16 protein-coding genes are annotated in these 19,051 nt (G+C 70.2%); 11 read left to right on the top strand and 5 right to left on the bottom strand.

The window, feature by feature from the left end; genetic code table 11:
• The first annotated feature begins 83 nt into the window (after nucleotides 1–83).
• The 5 genes from CSW64_RS04595 (at nucleotide 84) to CSW64_RS04575 (ending at nucleotide 3,849) form a co-directional block, all read left to right on the top strand.
• The gene (locus CSW64_RS04595; RefSeq protein WP_150131330.1) at nucleotides 84–1,484 is read left to right on the top strand and encodes a hypothetical protein; all 1,401 of its coding nucleotides are present in this window, start codon (nucleotides 84–86) and stop codon (nucleotides 1,482–1,484) included.
• Between the two features lie 67 nt (nucleotides 1,485–1,551).
• Nucleotides 1,552–1,797, top strand: a complete 246-nt coding sequence (locus tag CSW64_RS04590) for a type II toxin-antitoxin system VapB family antitoxin (protein ID WP_099620993.1) — start codon at nucleotides 1,552–1,554, stop codon at nucleotides 1,795–1,797.
• Nucleotides 1,794–2,201 carry a type II toxin-antitoxin system VapC family toxin gene (locus tag CSW64_RS04585; RefSeq protein ID WP_099620992.1) on the top strand — a complete coding sequence of 136 codons (408 nt, stop codon included), beginning with the start codon at nucleotides 1,794–1,796 and terminating at the stop codon, nucleotides 2,199–2,201. Before CSW64_RS04590 ends, CSW64_RS04585 begins: the two co-directional genes overlap by 4 nt.
• Before the next feature lie 92 nt (nucleotides 2,202–2,293).
• Nucleotides 2,294–3,373 carry a site-specific DNA-methyltransferase gene (locus tag CSW64_RS04580; RefSeq protein ID WP_099620991.1) on the top strand — a complete coding sequence of 360 codons (1,080 nt, stop codon included), beginning with the start codon at nucleotides 2,294–2,296 and terminating at the stop codon, nucleotides 3,371–3,373.
• Between the two features lie 5 nt (nucleotides 3,374–3,378).
• Nucleotides 3,379–3,849 carry a hypothetical protein gene (locus CSW64_RS04575; RefSeq protein ID WP_099620990.1) on the top strand — a complete coding sequence of 157 codons (471 nt, stop codon included), beginning with the start codon at nucleotides 3,379–3,381 and terminating at the stop codon, nucleotides 3,847–3,849.
• A gap of 33 nt (nucleotides 3,850–3,882) precedes the next feature.
• Here CSW64_RS04575 and CSW64_RS04570 read toward each other — a convergent pair whose 3' ends face one another.
• The 3 genes from CSW64_RS04570 to mutY all read right to left on the bottom strand — a co-directional run bounded on the left by CSW64_RS04570 (nucleotide 3,883) and on the right by mutY (nucleotide 7,800).
• Nucleotides 3,883–5,205 (bottom strand): alpha/beta hydrolase family protein, encoded by a 1,323-nt coding sequence (locus CSW64_RS04570; RefSeq protein WP_099620989.1) that lies wholly within the window; start codon nucleotides 5,203–5,205, stop codon nucleotides 3,883–3,885.
• An 81-nt stretch (nucleotides 5,206–5,286) separates the two neighbouring features.
• Entirely contained in the window at nucleotides 5,287–6,723 is a 1,437-nt protein-coding gene (locus CSW64_RS04565) for an amidohydrolase family protein (RefSeq protein ID WP_099620988.1), read from the bottom strand.
• A 42-nt stretch (nucleotides 6,724–6,765) separates the two neighbouring features.
• A complete protein-coding gene (gene mutY, locus CSW64_RS04560) occupies nucleotides 6,766–7,800 on the bottom strand; it encodes an A/G-specific adenine glycosylase (RefSeq protein WP_245863830.1) in 1,035 nt (344 codons plus the stop codon).
• Between the two features lie 121 nt (nucleotides 7,801–7,921).
• Between mutY and CSW64_RS04555 the strand changes: the two genes are divergently transcribed.
• From CSW64_RS04555 to CSW64_RS04540, 4 genes are all read left to right on the top strand, one after another.
• Nucleotides 7,922–8,470: a DUF721 domain-containing protein gene (locus CSW64_RS04555; protein WP_099620986.1), complete on the top strand. Its 549-nt coding sequence runs from the start codon at nucleotides 7,922–7,924 to the stop codon at nucleotides 8,468–8,470.
• Between the two features lie 104 nt (nucleotides 8,471–8,574).
• The gene (locus CSW64_RS04550; protein ID WP_099620985.1) at nucleotides 8,575–9,216 is read left to right on the top strand and encodes a DsbA family protein; all 642 of its coding nucleotides are present in this window, start codon (nucleotides 8,575–8,577) and stop codon (nucleotides 9,214–9,216) included.
• Between the two features lie 16 nt (nucleotides 9,217–9,232).
• Complete coding sequence (smc, locus tag CSW64_RS04545; protein WP_099620984.1) at nucleotides 9,233–12,673, top strand: chromosome segregation protein SMC; 3,441 nt, start codon at nucleotides 9,233–9,235, stop codon at nucleotides 12,671–12,673.
• Between the two features lie 26 nt (nucleotides 12,674–12,699).
• On the top strand, nucleotides 12,700–12,993 hold the full coding sequence (locus CSW64_RS04540; protein WP_099620983.1) for a hypothetical protein: 294 nt from the start codon (nucleotides 12,700–12,702) through the stop codon (nucleotides 12,991–12,993).
• Between the two features lie 151 nt (nucleotides 12,994–13,144).
• On the opposite strand, the gene CSW64_RS04535 is transcribed toward CSW64_RS04540, so the two are convergent.
• A complete protein-coding gene (locus CSW64_RS04535) occupies nucleotides 13,145–14,053 on the bottom strand; it encodes a hydroxymethylglutaryl-CoA lyase (RefSeq protein ID WP_099620982.1) in 909 nt (302 codons plus the stop codon).
• Nucleotide 14,054: 1 nt separating this feature from the next.
• Nucleotides 14,055–15,770: an ArnT family glycosyltransferase gene (locus CSW64_RS04530; RefSeq protein ID WP_099620981.1), complete on the bottom strand. Its 1,716-nt coding sequence runs from the start codon at nucleotides 15,768–15,770 to the stop codon at nucleotides 14,055–14,057.
• Between the two features lie 54 nt (nucleotides 15,771–15,824).
• Between CSW64_RS04530 and CSW64_RS04520 the strand changes: the two genes are divergently transcribed.
• Together CSW64_RS04520 and CSW64_RS04515 are read left to right on the top strand one after the other, a co-directional pair.
• Nucleotides 15,825–16,703, top strand: a complete 879-nt coding sequence (locus tag CSW64_RS04520; protein ID WP_172448454.1) for a glycosyltransferase family 2 protein — start codon at nucleotides 15,825–15,827, stop codon at nucleotides 16,701–16,703.
• 125 nt (nucleotides 16,704–16,828) lie between these two features.
• The gene (locus CSW64_RS04515) at nucleotides 16,829–19,042 is read left to right on the top strand and encodes a TonB-dependent receptor domain-containing protein (protein ID WP_150131329.1); all 2,214 of its coding nucleotides are present in this window, start codon (nucleotides 16,829–16,831) and stop codon (nucleotides 19,040–19,042) included.
• The last annotated feature ends 9 nt before the right edge of the window (nucleotides 19,043–19,051 follow it).

The following is a 19,051-nucleotide window of genomic DNA, read 5'->3' as shown; positions in this document are numbered from 1 at the left end:
TCGCATAACGCCGTTCCCTTTTCCACGCGCCACTGTAAGCTCTCGCCAGGGTTGAAGCGGGGGCGATCATGCGAGCAAAGCGTTTGGCGATAGCCGTTGTGGCGGCGGGACTGGCGGCGACGGCGATCGGCTACGCCTCCTTCGCGCGGCAACAGCAGGCGACGCCGGCCGGAATGTGCGGTCGTTTCGACCTCACCAAGAGCAGCGCCTATGCCGGCGCGGCCCAGCCGATCGCCTTCCCCTGGCGTCGCGACCTGCCCCAGCCGGCGGCGAACCGCCAGCCTCACGCTTGGGACAGCGTCCAGAAGGAGAACTGGGAGGCCTACATGGCCGCCTTCCTCTCCGAGGTGAAGGCGGGGGGCCTGGCCATCGCCGACGGCAAGGCCGCGATGAAGCCGGACGCCGAGTGGTGGATCGCGCCCTGGATGGACTACGGCGACAACGGTCGCGAGAAGAACCTGGGCCTGACCAAGGAGCGCAACCCCGGCAAGGGCGATCTGGCGCCGGGCTCCGGCACGGGCCGCCAGGTCTGGGCGGTCGGCTTCTACAACCGCGAGGGCGCCGCGGCGCTGGGCCAGGTCTTCGCCGATCCCTGCAATCCGCAGGTGCCGCAGACCGGCTGGTCGATGCCGGAGGGCGCGGCCTCGTTCAAGCTGCTGTTCACGACCGCCACGGCCCAGGACGCCGCCTATCTCGACGGCTCGCCCGAGGTGCAGGCCTTCATCGGCAACCGGGTCAGCCAACGCACCCAGCAGACCGTTCGCCTGCTGCAGATGGACATCGCCATCCGCGACAACGACTCCCCCACCGGCTGGATCCTGGGCACCTACATCTGGAAGGGCCCGAAGACCGGCGACGGCCTGTTCGACAACCTCGTTCCGGTCGGGCTGATGTGGGGCAACGATCCGAACGCCGCCGCCTCGCCGCGCGACGCCATGGCCACCTTGACCGAGACCCGGCTGAACCCGGCGCTGGCGGGCGTGGTCTGGCGCGGTCATGGGCAGACCTGGGACGAGCGGCCCTGGCCCGGCTTCCAGGGCCGGTTGAACGGCCCCGCCGACAACATGATCTCGACCTGCATGTCCTGCCACGCCCTGGCGCAGTGGCCGCGGTCCAAGGCGCTGAGCATCCTGCCCACCGGCCCGACCTACACCATGGCTACCCTGAACAACGACCAGACCCGGGCGGCGCTGGCGGCCAGCTATCTGAAGAACGTGCCCGGCGGGACCCTGACCGACCCGAGCGAGGCGACCCCGACCGCCAGCTGGGGCGGCGCCCGGCCGCTGGACTATTCGCTGCAGCTGGAAGCCGCCTTCACCCGCATGTGCAACGCCTGCGCCGACGGCGTCCTGTCCGGCCCGACCCCGGCGATGTGCCAGGTGAAGGGCGCGGCCAACTACGTCGCCGCCGCCAACTGCCCGACCTCGGCGCCCGTGCGCCGGTTCCTCGAGGGCATCAGGGTGGACAAGCCGGCGCGGCAATAGAAGGACGTCGTACGATGCGCCAGAGCCGTTTTCGTGCTATCTAGAAAGACGTTCTAGAAAGACGGCCATGGCTCTGAGCATCAAGACCGAGGAGGCGGATCGGTTGGCCCGTGAACTCGCGGCGCTAACTGGCGAGACCTTAACGGACGCGGTGACAAACGCTCTCCGCGAACGTCTGGCGCGCGAACGCGATGTCCAACGAGCCGAGTATGTAGAGCGGCTCATGGCCTTCGCCGAAAGCGTCGCCACTAAGTACGACCGGCGCCCAGTGACAAAGGCGGAGTGGGACTGGGCGTCGGGGGACGAGGATTGATCGTTGTCGACTCTTCCGCCGTGATCGCCATCCTCTTTGGTGAGACGATCGGCTCGGCGCTCGCCGACCGCCTGGAAAAGGAACTGCACGGCCAACGAGTCATTTCAGCGGCGAACTACGTCGAAGTCGGCGCGGTGATGGCAGGCCGCGTCGAAGACCCAAACGAAGCACGGTCGGACCTCGATCAGTTCCTGGCCGTCGCCGGCGTCGAGATAGCGCCTTTGACCGCTGCCCAGGCCCGCCTCGCCCTCGAAGCCCGAGTGAAATTCGGCCGCGGCTTTGGCTCACCGGCCAAACTGAACTTCGGCGACAGCTTCGCCTACGCGCTGGCGAAATCGCTGAACGCTCCGCTGCTGTTCGTCGGCGACGACTTCGCGGCGACGGACATCACGCCCGCGCTCTGAAACTGTGAACAGGCGTTAACCACGCTTGTGAATCCCGCCTTAACCCTAACGGACTCAGAATCCTTGGACTCTTTCGTGTTCAGGGATCTCCCATGGCGTTCGGTCCGGAAACCATCATCCAAGGCGACTGCATCGAGGAGCTGAAAAAGCTTCCGGATGGTTCGGTGGACCTCGTCTTCGCCGATCCGCCCTACAACCTGCAGCTCGGCGGCGACCTGCTGCGGCCGGACAATTCCAAGGTCGACGCGGTCGACGACCATTGGGACCAGTTCGAGAGCTTCAAGGCCTACGACGACTTCACCCGCGCCTGGATGGCCGAGTGCCGCCGCGTGCTGAAGGACGACGGCGCCCTGTGGGTGATCGGCAGCTATCACAACATCTTCCGCGTCGGGACCGTGCTGCAGGACCTCGGCTTCTGGGTGCTGAACGACGTCATCTGGCGCAAGACCAATCCGATGCCGAACTTCAAGGGCACGCGGTTCGCCAACGCCCACGAAACCCTGATCTGGGCGGCCAAGAGCCGAGGCGGCAAGCGCTACACCTTCAATTACGACGCCATGAAGATGGCCAACGACGAGGTGCAGATGCGGTCCGACTGGACCCTGCCCCTCTGCACCGGCGAAGAGCGCATCAAGGGCGCCGACGGCCACAAGGCGCACCCGACCCAGAAGCCCGAGGCTCTGCTGCACCGGGTGATCCTGTCGTCGAGCCGTCCGGGCGACGTGATCCTGGACCCCTTCTTCGGCGTCGGCACCACAGGCGCCGCGGCCAAGCGCCTGGGCCGCCGCTTCATCGGCATCGAGCGCGAGAGCGAATACGTCGCCCACGCCAAGGAGCGCATCCGCAAGGTCGTGCCGATCGCGCCGGCCGACCTTGAAGTCATGGGCAGCAAGAAGTCCGAGCCCCGCGTGCCGTTCGGCACCATCGTCGAGGCCGGCCTGCTGCGTCCGGGCGACACCGTCTGGTGCCCCAAGGGTCAGCGTAGCGCCAAGGTCCGCGCCGACGGCAGCCTGGCCGTGGGCGAGATGACCGGGTCGATCCACAAGGTCGGCGCCATGATCCAGAGCCAGCCCGCCTGCAACGGCTGGACCTACTGGCACTTCAAGTCGGACAAGGGCCTGGCCCCGATCGATGTCCTGCGCAGCAAGGTCCGCGCGGAGATGGCGGCCTAGGCTCGATGTCCGTCCGCTGGGCCGACCTGATTTTCCAGCCGGACGCCGCGCTGTCCAAGACGGCGATCGAGGCCTGGTCCTGGAAGATCGCCGGCCTATGGCGGCCTGTCCTGATGACCCGCATGGCCGACGTCTTCTTCGAGCGAGACGACGGCGTTCACTGGCTGGAATGCGCCACCGGCGAGGTCTCGCGCGTGGCTGACAGCGAAAGCCGTCTGCACGCGTTGATGCAGGGCGACGATGGCGAGCTCTGGCATATGCGGCCGGTCGTCGAAGCCCTTCACGAGGCGGGCAAGAAGGCCGGCGAAGGACAGTGCTACTGGTTCATCACGCCCCCGGGGTTCGAGGGCGGCGTCTACACGCCGGAGAATATGTTCGTCGCTCCGGCCCACGAGGTGGTGTCGCTGTCGGCCGACCTCCATCGTCAGATCTGCGATCTCCCCGACGGCGCCGCCATCAAGCTCAGAGTGGTCTAGGCGCGACGCGGCCAATCCCCGATTGGGGACGCATCACCGACGCCGATGCTCCACGCCTTCGCCGTAGGCCTTCTCCAACCGCCGCGTCTTCATCCAGTCCCCGAGCAGCTCGAAATAGCCCGGTGCGGTGCGGCCCAGCCGCTTGCCGGCGCCGTCGGTCTCGATGATCCCGTGTTCGGCCTTGGGGAACACCACCACGTCGATCGGCGCGCCCTTCGCCTGAAGCGCCCGCAGGATGGCCAGCGTCCGCTCGTGCGGGGCCGCGGTGTCCATGCCGGCCAGGACCCAGAGCATCGGGACGTTCAGTTTTTCCAGCGTGGGAACCGGCTCGTAGGCGAGGTCATATCCGAAGGAGAAGATCCGTTTCACGTCCTCGGCGGGCATGCTGGACAGGGGGCCGGTGTAATCGCCGCCGAGGCCCTTCCGCCACGGCTCGCCCTCGGACGCGGCCTTCAGTCGCGCCAGCTCATCCGCGCCCTCGTTGAACCGCGACACGGCCACCCTGGTCGCGGCGTCGTGCATCGCTCGCCCCTTGGCCAGCACGTCGGCCCCGTAGCCTTTCGCTCGCAGGCCCTGCTCGACCTCGGACCGATCCTCCTCGACGAGGCTGACCGCCAGGCCGTAGCCGACCACGACGAAGTCGACCTTGGCCTTGGTCGCCGCCAGCGGCGCGACCCAGCCGCCCTGACTCTCGCCCATCAGGCCGAGCGGAACGCCCTTCAGCTCCGGCCGGGCGCGCACCGCGCCGATAGCCGCCGCCATGTCGTCGGCCAAATCGCCGAAATGGATCGTGTACTCGCCCGTCGAACGCCCCGTGCCGCGCTTGTCGAACACGAAGACGGCGATGTCCTTCAACGGGAGCAGATACTGGACGTAGTTGTGCCAGACGGCGGACTCCTTGTCGGAGCCGTACTGCAGCACGACCACCGCCCGCGGCTTGCCCGACGACGGCATGACCAGTTCGCCCTGCAGGCTCAGCGGTCCGCTGGCGAAGGTGATCGGCGTGGTCGGCAGGGCGATGCGGTCGCCGGGTGTGTTGTTGAATTGGATTGTCGGGCTACCGCACGAACCGAAGTCGACGGTGGTCGTGACCGGCGCCTTGGCGGACCAGCCGTCGCCGCCCGCGTAGCTTCCCGCATCGCCGGACGGAAAAACCTTGCCGGTCGTTCCGTCGAGCATCCGCCAGCGCAGATTGGGAGCGTTGCTGGGCTGGACGACCAGCTTGCGGCCGTCCGCCAAGGCGTAGGCGCCGACGTGACACAGGCCTGGGGGCGGGCTCTCCGGCGCCGCGACGGCGGCGGCGGGAAACGCCAGCAAGCCGACAACAGCCGCGCACTTCGACAAGGTCCGGATCATCGCCGCTTCCCCCAACAAGCAAGAGGCGCTTGAGACGCCGAACAGATGCAGGGCGCAAATGAAACTTAGGCAACGTCGCCGCTAACGCGCCGCTTCCTCGTACAGCCGGTCCAGCTCGGCCGCGCTGCGCCAGAGGCCGGCGGCGACCACGCCCTCGACCGTCTCGACGTTGCGGACGTCGGCGAGCGGATCGGCTCCGAGAAGGACCAGGTCGGCCCGACGGCCCGGCCGGATCGCGCCGTCGTCGCCCTTGGGATCGAACAGGCGACGACCGTTGAGGCTCGCCGCCCGCAGAACCTCGACCGGCGACAGGCCGATCTCATGCAGCTCGATCATCTCCTGATGGACGGAATGACCGTAGACCAGGCCCGGCAGCGAGGCGTCCGTCCCGACGGTCAGGGGGACGCCGCGCTTCCAGAGCTGCCGGGTCAGCACGCGCGCGAAGTCATAGGACGCCGAGAACAGATGCGCGCCGTCGCGGTCGCGGAACGGCTGGCCCAGATAGCGGTTGGCGGGGGCCGTCCACTGCAGGCGCGAGACCGGATCCAGATAGCGCGACCAGCCCGGCGCCACGGGCATGACCTCGCGCTCGACCTGCATGTGCTGGATCGCCTTCATGGTGATCAGGGTCGGGGTGACGCCCATGCCCGAGCGTTTCACCAGGTCGGCGAGGGCGTCGATGTCCGCCGGCGCCAGATCGGTCTCGCGGCCATAGCGCTGCAGCTCCTCGGCATGGGCGACGTTGCTCATCGGATGCGCGAAGACGAAGGCCCGGTCGGCGCAGACCGAACAGCCCAACTCCGGCAGATGGCCCGTGGTGACGAAGCCCTGGCGGCCGGCCTCCTCGACGACGGCGGCGTAGGTCTGGCGGTTCAGGAACTGGTACGGCTTGATGAAGTCATAGCCCTTGGCCTTCGCGGCCTGGACCGCGGCGGCGCCGTCGGCGGCGATGGTCGGCGCGTCGATGGTGGAAGCCGGCGCGGTCGCCAGGTCCTTCTCCGTCACGCCGGCGAGCGGACCGTTGATGCGCTTGGCGATGTACAGGCGAGGCCCCGCCGTTCGGCCGGCGGCGATCTCCTCGCGCAGCCGCAGCAGTTCGCCGTCGCCGACCGGCCCGCCGCCGAGGTTGGCGACAGAGGTCACGCCGGCCCGCAGAAAACTGAGCATCACGGCCTGGTCGTAGCCTGGCGGCAGATCCAGCGCGGCCGTCGCCGGGTCCCGGCTGGCCTTCGCCGCGGCGCGGGCGGTGATGTGGACGTGGGCGTCGAAGAAGCCCGGAACCAGGAACTTGCCGCGTCCGTCGACCACGGTCGCGCCCTTCGGAATCCTGGCCTCCTTCGCCGGATCGATCCGAACGATGCGGCCGTCGCGGATCAGGACGGTCCGGCCCGGCAGCACCTCGTCGGTGTCGACCGGGATGACCGTGACGTCGGCGATGACCAGGGGCGCCGCCGCCGGAGCGGCCAGGGCGGGAAGCGCCCCGGCGAGGGCGGCCAGGACGGACAGTAGCAGGCGCATGAGGCCCCCGTTTGGCGAAACTCGGTTCGCCTGAGTACACGGCTAGACCAGCCGCGTCAGTCCCGCCTTGGCCGCCTTGAGAAACACGCTGGGCAAGGCCTCCAGGCCGGCGCGGGGCGTCCACTCGGCCGCCATGGCGCCCTCGGCCCGGAAGACGCGCAGGGTCAGGGCGAAGTGGGTGAAGACATGCTCGATCTCTCCGGCGTCGCGCCAGGCCGCGACCGTCGGCGCGGCCGCCAGAGCCTCCGCGTCGGTCCAGGGCGCCGCGCGCCAGTCGCTGGTCGGCAGGCCGAGCATGCCCCCCAACAGCCCCTTCGGCGGGCGGCGGACCAGAGCGACGCGATCGCCGTCGGTCAGCAGCCAGGCCACGCCATGGCGGCGGGGGCGCTCGGCCTTCTTCGTCTTGCGCGGGAAGGTCTCCTGATCGCCGCGGGCATAGGCCGCGCAGGCGCCCGAGATCGGGCAGCGGTCACATAGCGGCGCCTTGGGCCGGCAGACCGTGGCGCCCAGGTCCATCAGCGCCTGAGCCCAGTCGCCGGGACGGTCGGCGGTCGCCAGCGACCCGGCCAGCCGCTTCAGCTCCGGCTTGCTGTCGGGCAGCGGCGGTTCGACGGCGAACAGGCGCGCCATCACCCGCTCGACATTGCCGTCGACGACGTTGGCCTCGCGGTCGAAGGCGATCGCCGCCACCGCCGCCGCGGTGTAGGCCCCCACGCCGGGCAGGCGCAGCAGCCCTTCCTCCGTGTCCGGAAACACGCCGCCGCGCCGGCCCGCCACCGCCCGGGCGCAGGCCAGCAGGTTCCGGGCGCGGGCGTAGTAGCCGAGGCCCGCCCAGGCGGCCATGACCTCGGCGTCCTCCTCCGCCGCCAGATCGGAGACGGTCGGCCAGCGGCGGGTGAAGGCCAGGAAGTACGGCGTGGCGTGCGGCACGGTGGTCTGCTGCAGCATCACCTCCGACAGCCAGACGAAATACGGGTCGGTCCGTTTCCCCGCGCCGGGCGGCGCGCGCCAGGGCAGGCTCCGCGCATGGGCGTCGTACCAGTCGAGCAGCGCGGCGCGGAGGGCGGGAGCGTTCATCCGGTTTCCTTTAGCCGTCATCCCGGAAGCCGCGAAGCGGCCATCCGGGCCCCGGGTGCGGCGTTGCTGGGTCCCGGGCTCTCCGCTTCGCTCCGGCCGGGATGACGGGTATAGATAAGCCATGCGCCGTCGCACGTTGCCCACGCTTCAGGAAGCCGCCGAGATTCTCGCGCGTCGCCGGACCAAGCCGGCGCCGCGGCCCGCGCCCCTGGCGGGCAAGTCGCTCGCGCCGATGCTCCGCAGGCTGGAGGCCCAGTACGGCCAGGGCCCGGGCCAGCTGCAGATGCGCTGGAAGGAGATCGTCGGGGAGACCCTGGCCCGGCATACCGAGCCCGTGAAGGTCACCAAGGGCCGCGGCGCGGCGCCCGGCGTGCTGGAGCTGAAGGTGGCCGGACCGGCCGCCGCCATCGTCCAGCACCAGGCCCCCGAAATCCTCAAGCGCGTCTCCCTGCTGCTCGGCGAAGGCCAGATCGGCAAGCTGCGCATCATCCAGGGACCGGTCCGCGTCAGCGCCGGCAAGCCCCAGGCCAAGCGACGCCGTCTGCGCGGCCCTCTGGACGCCGCGTCCGAGAAGGCTCTCGCCGACGGCGTCGCCGAGGCGACCGACGGGCCGCTGAAGGAGGTGCTGATCAAACTGGGACGCGAGGTCCTGCGCGGCTCCGGCAGTTGACAACGGCGCTGTCGAGAGGCTGTTGCGCCCAACAAACGCCGCCTTCTTCCGGCTTCGGGAATCGGGCTTAAACTCAACGTCCGCTCAAAGGGGGACTACCCGTCATGCGCATTGATCGCCGCACCATCCTGGCCGGCTCCGCCATCCTCGGCCTGGGCGCGAGCTCTCTGCTTCTGTCGGCCTGCGGCAAGGGCGGCGGTCAGACCGTTACGTCCGATGACATGAGCCAGGGCAAGGCCGACGCGCCGGTTACGGTGGTCGAGTACGCCTCGCTGTCCTGCGGCCACTGCGCCAAGTGGAACAAGGAGGTCTTCCCGACCTTCAAGGCCAAGTACATCGACACCGGCAAGGTCCGCTACGTCTTCCGCGAGTTCATCACGCCGCCGGCGGAACTGGCGACCGCCGGCGCCCTGCTGGCGCGCTGCGCGGGCAAGGACAAATACTTCGGCGTGGTCGACGCGGTGTTCCATGGCCACGAAGAGATCGCCCAGACCGGCGACATCCGCGGCGTGCTGCTGCGCGTGGCGCAGTCGGCCGGCATGAACGAAGACCAGTTCGTGGCCTGCGTCAGCGACGAAAAGGCCCTGACCGACATGACCGCCCGCGTGGAGAAGTACGGCAAGGAAGCGAACGTCGACAGCACCCCGACCTTCTTCTTCAACGACGACAAGTACGCCCAGGGTGAAATGACGATGGCCCAGATCGACGCGGCCTACGACAAGGCTCTGGCCAAGGCGAAGAAGTAGGAGCCGACCCCGACCCGTGCACTTCCAGAGGCTTCGCCTTTCCGGGTTCAAGTCCTTCGTCGATCCGACCGAATTCCGGATCGAGCCCGGACTCACGGGCATCGTGGGGCCGAACGGCTGCGGCAAGTCGAACCTTCTGGAAGCTCTGCGCTGGGTGATGGGCGCCAATTCCGCCAAGGCTATGCGGGCCGGCGGCATGGACGACGTAATCTTCAACGGCGCCGGCTCGCGGCCTCAGCGGAACCACGCCGAGGTCACGCTGACCATCGACAACAGCGACCACACCGCGCCGGCGCAGTTCAACCATCACGCCACGATCGAGGTGGTCCGCCGCATCGATCGCGGCGAGGGCTCGACCTACAAGGTCAACGGCCGCGAGGTGCGGGCGCGGGACGTCCAGCTGCTGTTCGCGGACGCCTCGACGGGCGCCAACTCCCCTGCCCTGGTCCGTCAGGGCCAGATCAGCGAGCTGATCGCCGCCAAGCCGCAGAACCGCCGCCGCATCCTGGAGGAGGCCGGCGGCGTCTCCGGCCTGCATACCCGGCGGCATGAGGCGGAGCTGCGGCTGCGGGCGGCGGAGACCAACCTCAACCGCCTCGACGACATCATCCGCGAACTGGACTCGACCCTGAATCGGCTGCGCCGGGAAGCCCGGGCGGCGGAGAAGTACAAGCGCCTGTCGGCCGAGATCCGCGCCGTGCAGGGCGCCGTGCTGTTCGCCCGCTGGACGGAGGCCCGTGACACCCTGATGCGGGTGGAGACGGAGAACACCGAGAGCGGCCGGCAGGTCGAGAACACCGCCCGCGAGGCCGCCGCCGCCCAGACCGCCGCGTTGAAGGCCGAGGAGGCGATCAAGCCGCTCCGCGACGAGGAAACGGTGGCCGCCGCCGTCCTCAACAAGCTGGAGATCGAGAAGGACCGCCTCGAGCGCGAACACCAGAGCGCCGCCGCCGAGGTCGAACGCCTGACCGCCGAGCTGGCGCGGATCGAGGCGGACACTGCTCGTGAGCTCCAGATCGTCGAGGACGCCGGCGTCGCCCTGGCCCGTCTGGCCGAGGAGCTGGAGATCGTCGAGGCGGAGGTGAAGTCGGCGCCCTCCCGTCTGCCCGAACTGCAGGAGGCGCTGAAACAGGCCGAAGAGGCCCGCGCGGCGGCCGACCGCGAGGTCGAGACCCTGGCCGCCGGCGTCGCCGCCGACGAGGCCCGTCGGCGCGCCGCCCAGGCCCGGGTGGCCGACGCCGAGGGGCGGCTGGCCCGCACCGTCCGCGCCCTGGACATGGCCAAGGCCGATCGCGCCGCCATCGGTCCGACCGTCGATCCGCAGGCCGCGGCCGCCCAACAGAAGCTTGAGGCCGCCCAGGGCGTGCTGACCGAGGCTCGTGCGGCTCTTGAGACGGCCGAGACCGAACGCACCGAGGCCGCCCGCGCCGAAGGCGCCGCCCGCGACGCCGCCCGCCAGATCGAGGATCGTCTGGGCCGGCTGAAGACCGAGGCCCGCGGCCTGGCGCAGCTGTCCGCGCCCCGCGCCAAGAGCGGCTTCGCCCCCGCGCTGGACGCGGTGAAGCCGGACAAGGGCTATGAGACCGCTCTGGCCGCAGCCCTGGGCGACGACCTGGAAGCCGCGCTCGACGCCAAGGCCCCCGCCTACTGGGGCGGCCGCGACGCCGAGACGCCGAAATGGCCGGAAGGCGCGACCCCGCTCGGCCCGTTGATCAAGGCGCCGCCGGCCCTGGCCGCCCGCCTCGCCTTCACCGCCCTGGTCGACCGCAAGGATGGCGAGCGGCTTCAGAAGCTGTTGCCCGCCGGCGCGCGTCTGGTGTCCCGTGAGGGCGATCTGTGGCGCTGGGACGGCTTCACCGCCCGCGCCGAAGCGCCCAAGCCCGCCGCGATCCGGCTGGAGCAGCGCAACCGTCTGGCCGAGGCCGAGGCCGAGATCGAAGGCCTGACGCCGGAGGCGGACGCCGCGACGACCGCGCTGAAGGACGCCCAGGTCCGGTTCCGCGCCGCCGAGGAGGCGCTGAAGGATCGCCGCCGCGCGCCGCAGGAGGCCGAGCGCGCGCTGCAGTCCGCCCGCGAGGCCGTCGAACGGCTGGCGCACGAGGCCGCCCGCCGCGAGGCCCGCGCCCAGTCGCTGGACGAGACCATCGCCCGCTTCGAGGCCGAGCGGGCGGAGGCCGAAACCGCCCTGAACGCCGCCCGCGCCGACGCCAGCGAGGACGGCTCGGGCGAGAACCTGTCGCCGATGCTGGACAAGGCCCGCGTCGCCGCCGGCGAGGCCCGCGAGGCCGCCGCCGCGGCGCGCGCCGCGGTCGACATCGAGACCCGCGAGCGCGACGGCCGCATGCGCCGGGTCGAGGGCCTGCGCCGCGACCGCGACGACTGGAGCCGCCGCTCGAACGCCGCCAAGAAGCGGATCGAAGGCCTGGCCGAAGGCAAGGCCGCCGCTGACAAGGGGATGCTGGCCGCCCGCGACGCCCCGGCTGTGCTGGCCGAACGCACCGCCAAGCTGCTCGACGAGTACGCCCTGGCCGAGGCCCGGCGCGCCAAATCGACCGACGCCCTGCAGCAGGCCGAGACGGCCCGTCTCGAAGCCGATCGCACGGCCCGCGCCGCCGAGACCGCCGCCGCCGCCGCCCGCGAACACCGGGCCGGCCTGACCGCCCGGCTGGACGCCGCCCGCGAACGCTTCGGCGAGATCGCCGGCAACATCCGCGACAGCGCCAAGATGGAGCCCGAGGAGCTGGGCCGCTCGCTGCAGGACGAGGCCTACGCCATCCCGGCCTCCGCCGGCGGCGTCGAGGCGCACCTGTTCAATCTGGAGCGCGAGCGCGACGCCATCGGCCTGGTCAACCTCCGCGCGGAAGAGGAGACCACCGAACAGACCGACCGCCTCCAGACCATGCGGTCGGAACGCGTCGACCTGACCAGCGCCATCGCCAAGCTGCGCGAGGGGATCGAGGAGCTGAACGCCGAAGGCCGCGAGCGCCTGCTGGCGGCCTTCGACATCATCAACGGCCACTTCCAGACCCTCTTCCAGGCGCTGTTCGGGGGCGGCCAGGCGGAGCTGCGGCTGATCGAGTCCGACGACCCGCTGGAGGCCGGGCTGGAGATCTTCGCCTGCCCGCCGGGCAAGCGGCTGTCGACCATGAGCCTGATGTCGGGCGGCGAGCAGGCCTTGACCGCCTCGGCGCTGATCTTCGGCGTCTTCCTGGCCAACCCGGCGCCGATCTGCGTGCTGGACGAAGTCGACGCACCGCTCGATGACGCCAACGTCGACCGCTACTGCTCGATGCTGGACGAGATGCGCAAGCGCACCCAGACCCGCTTCATCGCCATCACCCACAACCCCGTCACCATGAGCCGGATGGACCGCCTGTTCGGCGTGACCATGGCCGAGCGCGGCGTCAGCCAGCTGGTGTCGGTCGACCTGCGCCAGGCCGAACAGCTGGTGGCCTGACCGACCCTTTCGCCTCGGAGACGACCATGGACCAGGCCCCGCCGCCGCCCGCCGTTCACGCCTGCGCCGCCGACGCGATTCAGAGGGGCAAGGCCCTGCTGGCCTTCCACTTCGGCGAGACCGACCACGAGTTGCAGGTCAGCGGCCCGGTGAAGGTCCTGCCGCCGGTGAAGTCGCTGCGCGGCAAGGGGAAGTTCGATGTGCTCGAGGTCTGGGGCTACATCTACAAGGGCCAGTATCGGATGCGCTTCCTCTACGCCCAGATGGAAGGCTGCGTCCTGATGGGCCAGGAAGTCCTGGAAGCAGCGGATCCGTATTAGCTGCCGAGCGACCTTGCGTGGTTCGAGACGCGGACCTGAGGGTCCGCTCCTCACCATGACGAATGGGGTTGGCTTGCTGAATCCGTCATCCTGAGGAGCGAGCCCTCAGGCGACCCCGGACTTGATCCGGGGCTCGAAGGACGCAATGCGCCTACTCCGCCGGCTTCGGGAACGGCCCCGCCTTGCTGAGGCCCGAGACCGGGGCCTTGTCGATCTTGCCGCCGATCCAGTGGGCGGTCTCGATCAGCTTGCCGAGGTCAAGACCCGTCTCGAAGCCGGCGCGCTCCAGCATGTAGACCAGATCCTCGGTGCCGATGTTGCCCGTCGCCGCCGGGGCGAAGGGGCAGCCGCCCAGACCGCCGACCGAGGCGTCCAGGATGCGGACGCCGGCTTCCACCGAGGCGTAGGCATTGGCGATGCCGGTGTTGCGGGTGTCGTGGAAATGCATGCGCAGCGGGATGTCGCCGATGACCTTCCGGACCGCCTCGACGCGCTTGCGGACGGTCCAGGGATCGGCGACGCCGATGGTGTCGGCCAGGGCGATCTCGGCCAGGCCCAGGGCCGCGCCCTCCTGGGCGATGGCCACGACCTGGTCCTCGGAGACCTCGCCGTCGAACGGACAGCCGAAGGCCACCGAGATGGTCAGGCTGATCGGCGGGCCGCCTTCGGCCTGGCGCTTGGCGGCGATGGCGGCCAGGGTCGCGATCTGCTCGGCCGACGAAGCGCCCTGATTGCGGATGCCGAAGCCGTCGGTGGCGCAGACCACGACGTTGGCCTCGTCGCACTGGCCGGCCACGGCGCGGTCCCAGCCGCGCTCGTTCAGCACCAGGCCGATGCGCGACCGACCAGGAGCCCCGGCCAGCTCGGCGATCATCTCCTCGGCGCCGGCCATCTGGGGCACGCGCTTGGGATTGACGAAGGAGACCACCTCCTGGCGACGGGCGCCGCAGGCGTCCAGGCGGCGGACCAGCTCGATCTTGTCGGCCGGCTCCAGCACGACCTTCTCGTTCTGCAGCCCGTCGCGGGCGCCGACCTCGACGATCTCGATGAAGCGGCTCATGTCACTCAGTCTCCGGTGCGGGCGCGACCACCAGCGGGGCCGGCTGGACCGGCCGCTGGGGCTCCCCTCGATATAGGGTCAGAGCCATGTCGTCGCCATTGGAATAGTCAATTCCCTTGACGGTTTTGACGGGGCGCGGCGTCAGGCCGGCCGCCTTCATCGCCGTCAGGAACGCGGCGGCCTCGCGCGCCTCGACCACGGCCGGACGCCCCTCGGCGATCGCGGTGACGGCCTCCGCCGGACCGCCGAGGCCGGTCTTGGTGCCCAGGGCGAAGACCAGGCTGGGCTCGGCGTAGCCGGCGATCTCCACCGGTCCCGGCACGACGCCCTCGCGCGGGGCCAGGTTGCTGCTGACCAGGGCCAGGGAAACCCGCTCGGACAGCCACAGCGGCTCCAGGCGCGGCGCGAGCTGCCCGAAGAACACGGCGTGAGCCAGGACGCCGACCGCGCCGGCGACGACGAGGGCCGTGCCCGCGGCCTTGCGGAAGATCAGCACCCCGCCGACGATCGCGGTGATGATGAACAGCCCGGCGCTGATCGTCGCCCAGATCACATCGGCTCCGTCGCCGTACTGCGCCAGGGCGGCGATGCTGATGGCCGCGAAGACCAGGCTCGCGAAGGCCAGCAGGATGACCCCGACGATCCGGCTGATCCGCCCCAGCGGCTCGCGCAGCGAGGCGGCCATCAGCCAAAACAGCGCACCGTGCGCCGGCAGGGTGTAGTGGACCAGCTTGGTCGGCAGCAGCTCGAACATCAGCCAGGTCGGAACCAGCCAGCAGACGGCGAAACGCACGCCGGCCTCCGCCCGGTTCTTCCAGGCCAGGACCAGACCGGCCGGAATCAGCAGGCTGGAGGGGAAGGTCAGCATCGGCGCCAGCAGCAGGTGGTAGCCGAAGACGCCGCCATGACGCTCGTGGCCGCCGGCCAGCTTGGGCGTCAGGTCGCCGCCGATCGCCGCGCCCCAGAAGGCGCCGTCGCTGGCCACGGTGATCGCCCAGGCCCAGGGGCCGACGATGGCCAGGACCAGCAGCGGCCCCCAGCTCCAGCCCAGCGACTTCACCCAGCCGATGCGGCGGTCCCAGGCCCACAGCGCCAGGATGGTCAGCACCGCAACCAGCGGCCCGATCGGTCCCTTCACCAGCGCCGCCACCGCGACGCCCAGCCAGAACAGCAGCTTGGTCCGCCAGGTCGCCGGCGCGCCGCCGTCACGGCCGGCGAGGTAGATCCGCGCCAAGGCGGCCAGCGCCAGGGTCGTCGTCCCGGCCAGAACCGCGTCCGTCTTGGCGATGAACGCCTCGGTGGACAGCAGGAAACTCGCCCCCATCATCCCGCCGGCCAGCAGGCCGACGCGCGGGCCGAACAGCGCCGCCGCGCCCCAGGCGCAGGCCGCCGCCGCCAGCATCGCGCCGAGCAGCGAGGGAATACGGTAGGGCCAGATGTCGCGATCGGCGACGTCCGACACCGTGCTCACCACCGCGGCCTGCAGCCAGTGGATGCCGACCGGCTTCTTGGCGCGGGGCTGGTCCTGGTAGTTGATCGAGACGTAGTCGCCCGTCTCCAGCATCTGGGCCGTGGCCTGGGCGAAGCGCGACTCGTCGCGGTCCAGCGGCGGCACGGCGAAGACGCCGGGCAATCCGGCGACCAGGGCGATCAGCGCCGCCAGCAACGGTCCGCGCCAACCGCGGCTCCAGGCGTCCAGTCGGGATTCGAGCGTCATGTCGCACCTGATAGCACATCCTTACGTGGCGACGCTTTTCAGCTATGAGAGGGCATGACCGACAAGACCCCGGCGCCGCGCAAGGCCGCCGCCAAGAAGACCGCCGCCCAGGCCACGGCCAAGCCCACCGCCGCGAGCGCGCCGAAGGCTGCCTCGAAAGCCGCCCCGAAGGCGGCGGCGAAGGCTGAACCGAAGCCCGCCGCTCCTTCCTCGACGACGCCGGATTTCTCAGTCGTCGTGCCGGTGTTCGACGAGGGCGGCGCCGCCCCCGCCCTGGCGCGCGAGATCGCCGGCGCCTTCGGCGACCGAAACTACGAGATGGTGTTCGTCAACGACGCCAGCCGCGACGACACGCTCAAGCGCCTGACCGACCTGAAGGCCGAAATTCCGCAGCTGCGGGTGCTGTCGCACCACAAGAACTCGGGCCAGAGCCGCTCGATCCGCACCGGCATCATCGCCGCCCGCGCGCCGATCATCGTGACCATGGACGGCGACGGCCAGAACGATCCCGCCGACGCCCCTCGCCTGGCCGAACGGCTAAAGGCGGCGCCGGATACGCTGGCCATGGTCGGCGGCGAGCGCGTGAAGCGTCAGGACAGCGCCGCCAAACGCTACGCCTCCAAGGTCGGCAACGGCGTGCGCAACTGGCTGCTGAAGGACGGCGCGACCGATACCGGCTGCGGCCTGAAGGCCTTCCGCCGCGACGCCTTCCTGCGCCTGCCCTACTTCGATCACATCCACCGCTATCTGCCGGCGCTGATGCGGCGCGAGGGGTACGACATCGCCTTCGAGCCGGTGAACCACCGCCACCGCGAGACCGGCGTGTCGAAGTACACCAACTTCGGCCGGCTGAAGGCCTCGGTCAGCGACCTGATGGGCGTGATGTGGCTGCAGTCCCGCTCGCGCCTGCCCGGCGCGGTCGACGAGGCCTGATCCCAGCGCCATGGGCCCTGTTCCGGGGCGGTGAGACCCCTCCCGGATCTTGGATCGCCCGATCGTATTGATAATGATTCTCAGAATCATTATCAGGGCCTCCTCAGTTTGCTGCAGGGGGTCACGTGACCAAGAGTACGAGAAACATCGCAGGCGGCGCGCAGCGCCGACTGCTGGGCGCGGTCTTGATGGCGACGGCGGCGGTCGGACCGCTGGCCTTGGCTCGTCCTGCCCTGGCGCAGTCCGTCGACGGCGCGACGACGCCGAAGCCGGCTCCGCAACCGGACGGGACGATCGCGCTCGGGCCCGTGCGCGTTGAAGCCGGCGCTGATGAAGCCGGCGCCCCCGGCGCCGCGGGCGACACGCCCTACAAGACCGCGGCCCCGATCAGCTCAATCGACGGCAAGGAACTGCAGACCCGGTTCTCCGGCAATCCGCAGACCGCCCTGCGCGCGACGCCCGGCGTGTCGACCCGCCAGTCCTCCAGCCAACCGGGCATCGAGGTCAACATCCGCGGCATGAGCGGCTACGGCCGGGTCAACGCCATGATCGACGGCGTTCCGCAGGCCTTCAAGAACATCGCCGGCCACGAGGCCTCCGGCGGGTCCCTGCTCTACATCCAGCCGGAGCTCCTGGCCGGGATCGACGTCACCCGCGGCGCGGTCGCGGGCGCCCACGGCAGCGGGACGCTGACCGGCGCGGCCAACTTCCGGACCCTGTCGCTCGACGACGTCCTGCTCGAAGGCCAGACCGTCGGCGGGATGGTGCGGCTCAAACTCGGCGACAACGGCGCCGACGTCGCGGGCTCGATCTCCGGCGGCGCGCGCTTCGACGGCCTGTGGGGCGGGGACGGCCGGATCGATGTCTTCGCCGGCGTCGCCTACACCGAGACCGGGGACTACAAGGCCGGCGGCGGCCAGCCCGTCCAGCCCGGCCGCCAGTCCTCGAACTCACCGCAGGGCGGCCTGCTCAAGGTGACGGTGTCGCCGAACCAGGACCACGATTTCTCGGTCGGCGTGCGCCTGTACGAGAACCAGTTCGTCAATTCCAACTACACCTGGGCGATCGACAACCAGACCTGGACGGCCGACTACCGTTTCACGCCGGGCGGAAACTGGCTGAACCTCGCCGTCAGCGCCTACTACAACGACACCCATCTGCAGTATGTCGGGACGGGCGGCTCGTACGCCGGCCGGGAAACCCGCAACAAGGGCTACGGCCTGAACGCGACCAACCGCTCGACCCTGACCCTCGGCGATGATGTCGACGTCCGGCTGGCCTACGGCGTCTCCTGGGGGCGCGAGGACTTCCAGACCCTGGCCATGCGCGGCGGCAACCACCCCGGCAAGCTGGACAAGACCAGCCTGTTCTCGGACGCCGAGTTCGACTTCGGCCGCTACAGCCTGATCGCCGGCCTGCGCTACGACGCCTGGAAGATGAAGGGCTACCGGCCGCCCTACAACGCCGGCGCGGGCGATTGCCCCGGTCCGGTCGGCGGTCCGCCCTGCGGCGACAAGTGGGTCGGACGCGACGGCGGGAAATGGCTCCCCAAGGTCGGCGTCGTCTTCCAGGCGACCAAGGACCTGGAGCTCTACGCGACCTACGCCCACACCTTCCGGCCGCCGACGACGCACGAGGTGTTCTTCTCGCTGGCGCCGTTCGGCAACGGCGTCGGCTCGGGCGTGGCCAACAATCTCGACCTGGACGCGGAGACGAACAAGGGCTGGGACCTGGGCGCCAACTTCAAGCGCGACGGCCTGTTCCGCGACGACGATCGCCTGCGGCTCAAGGTCGGCTACTTCCGCAACAGCATCGACAACTTCATCGTCAACGACTTCGTCAACGTTCCGGGCCGCGGTCTGACCGCGATGTGGGTGAACCGCCCGGGCGAGACCGTCATGCAGGGACTGGAGATCGAGGGCGGTTACGACGCCGGGGTCGCCTACGCCAACCTGGCCTTCGCCAAGACCGACACCGACCAGCCGGTCGGCGACGGGGCGGGCGCGGGCAACGGCGAAGGTTCGATCCTGCCCGACACCACCGCCACGCTGGACGTGGGCGCGCGGCTGTTCGAGCGCCGGCTGATCCTCGGGGCTCAGGCGCGCTACACCGGCGAAGGCCAGGTGGCGCAGTTCGGCGTGGGCTGGACGCCGACGGAGGCCTACACCCTCGTCGACCTGTACGGCAGCTACGCGGTGAACCAGCGGGCGGAGCTGTTCTTCTCGGTCGAGAACGTCGAGGACAAGGTCTACGGCTACGCGGCGTCCAGCTTCGGCGCCTACTCGGCCCTGACCGGCCGCGGCCGCACCTTCATCGCCGGCCTGACGGCCCGTTTCTGATACCGGCTC

This window comes from Caulobacter mirabilis, assembly GCF_002749615.1.
GTDB lineage: Bacteria > Pseudomonadota > Alphaproteobacteria > Caulobacterales > Caulobacteraceae > Caulobacter > Caulobacter mirabilis.
The sequence above is the reverse complement of the archived record's forward strand: the minus strand, read 5'-3'. Positions and strand labels throughout refer to the sequence as shown.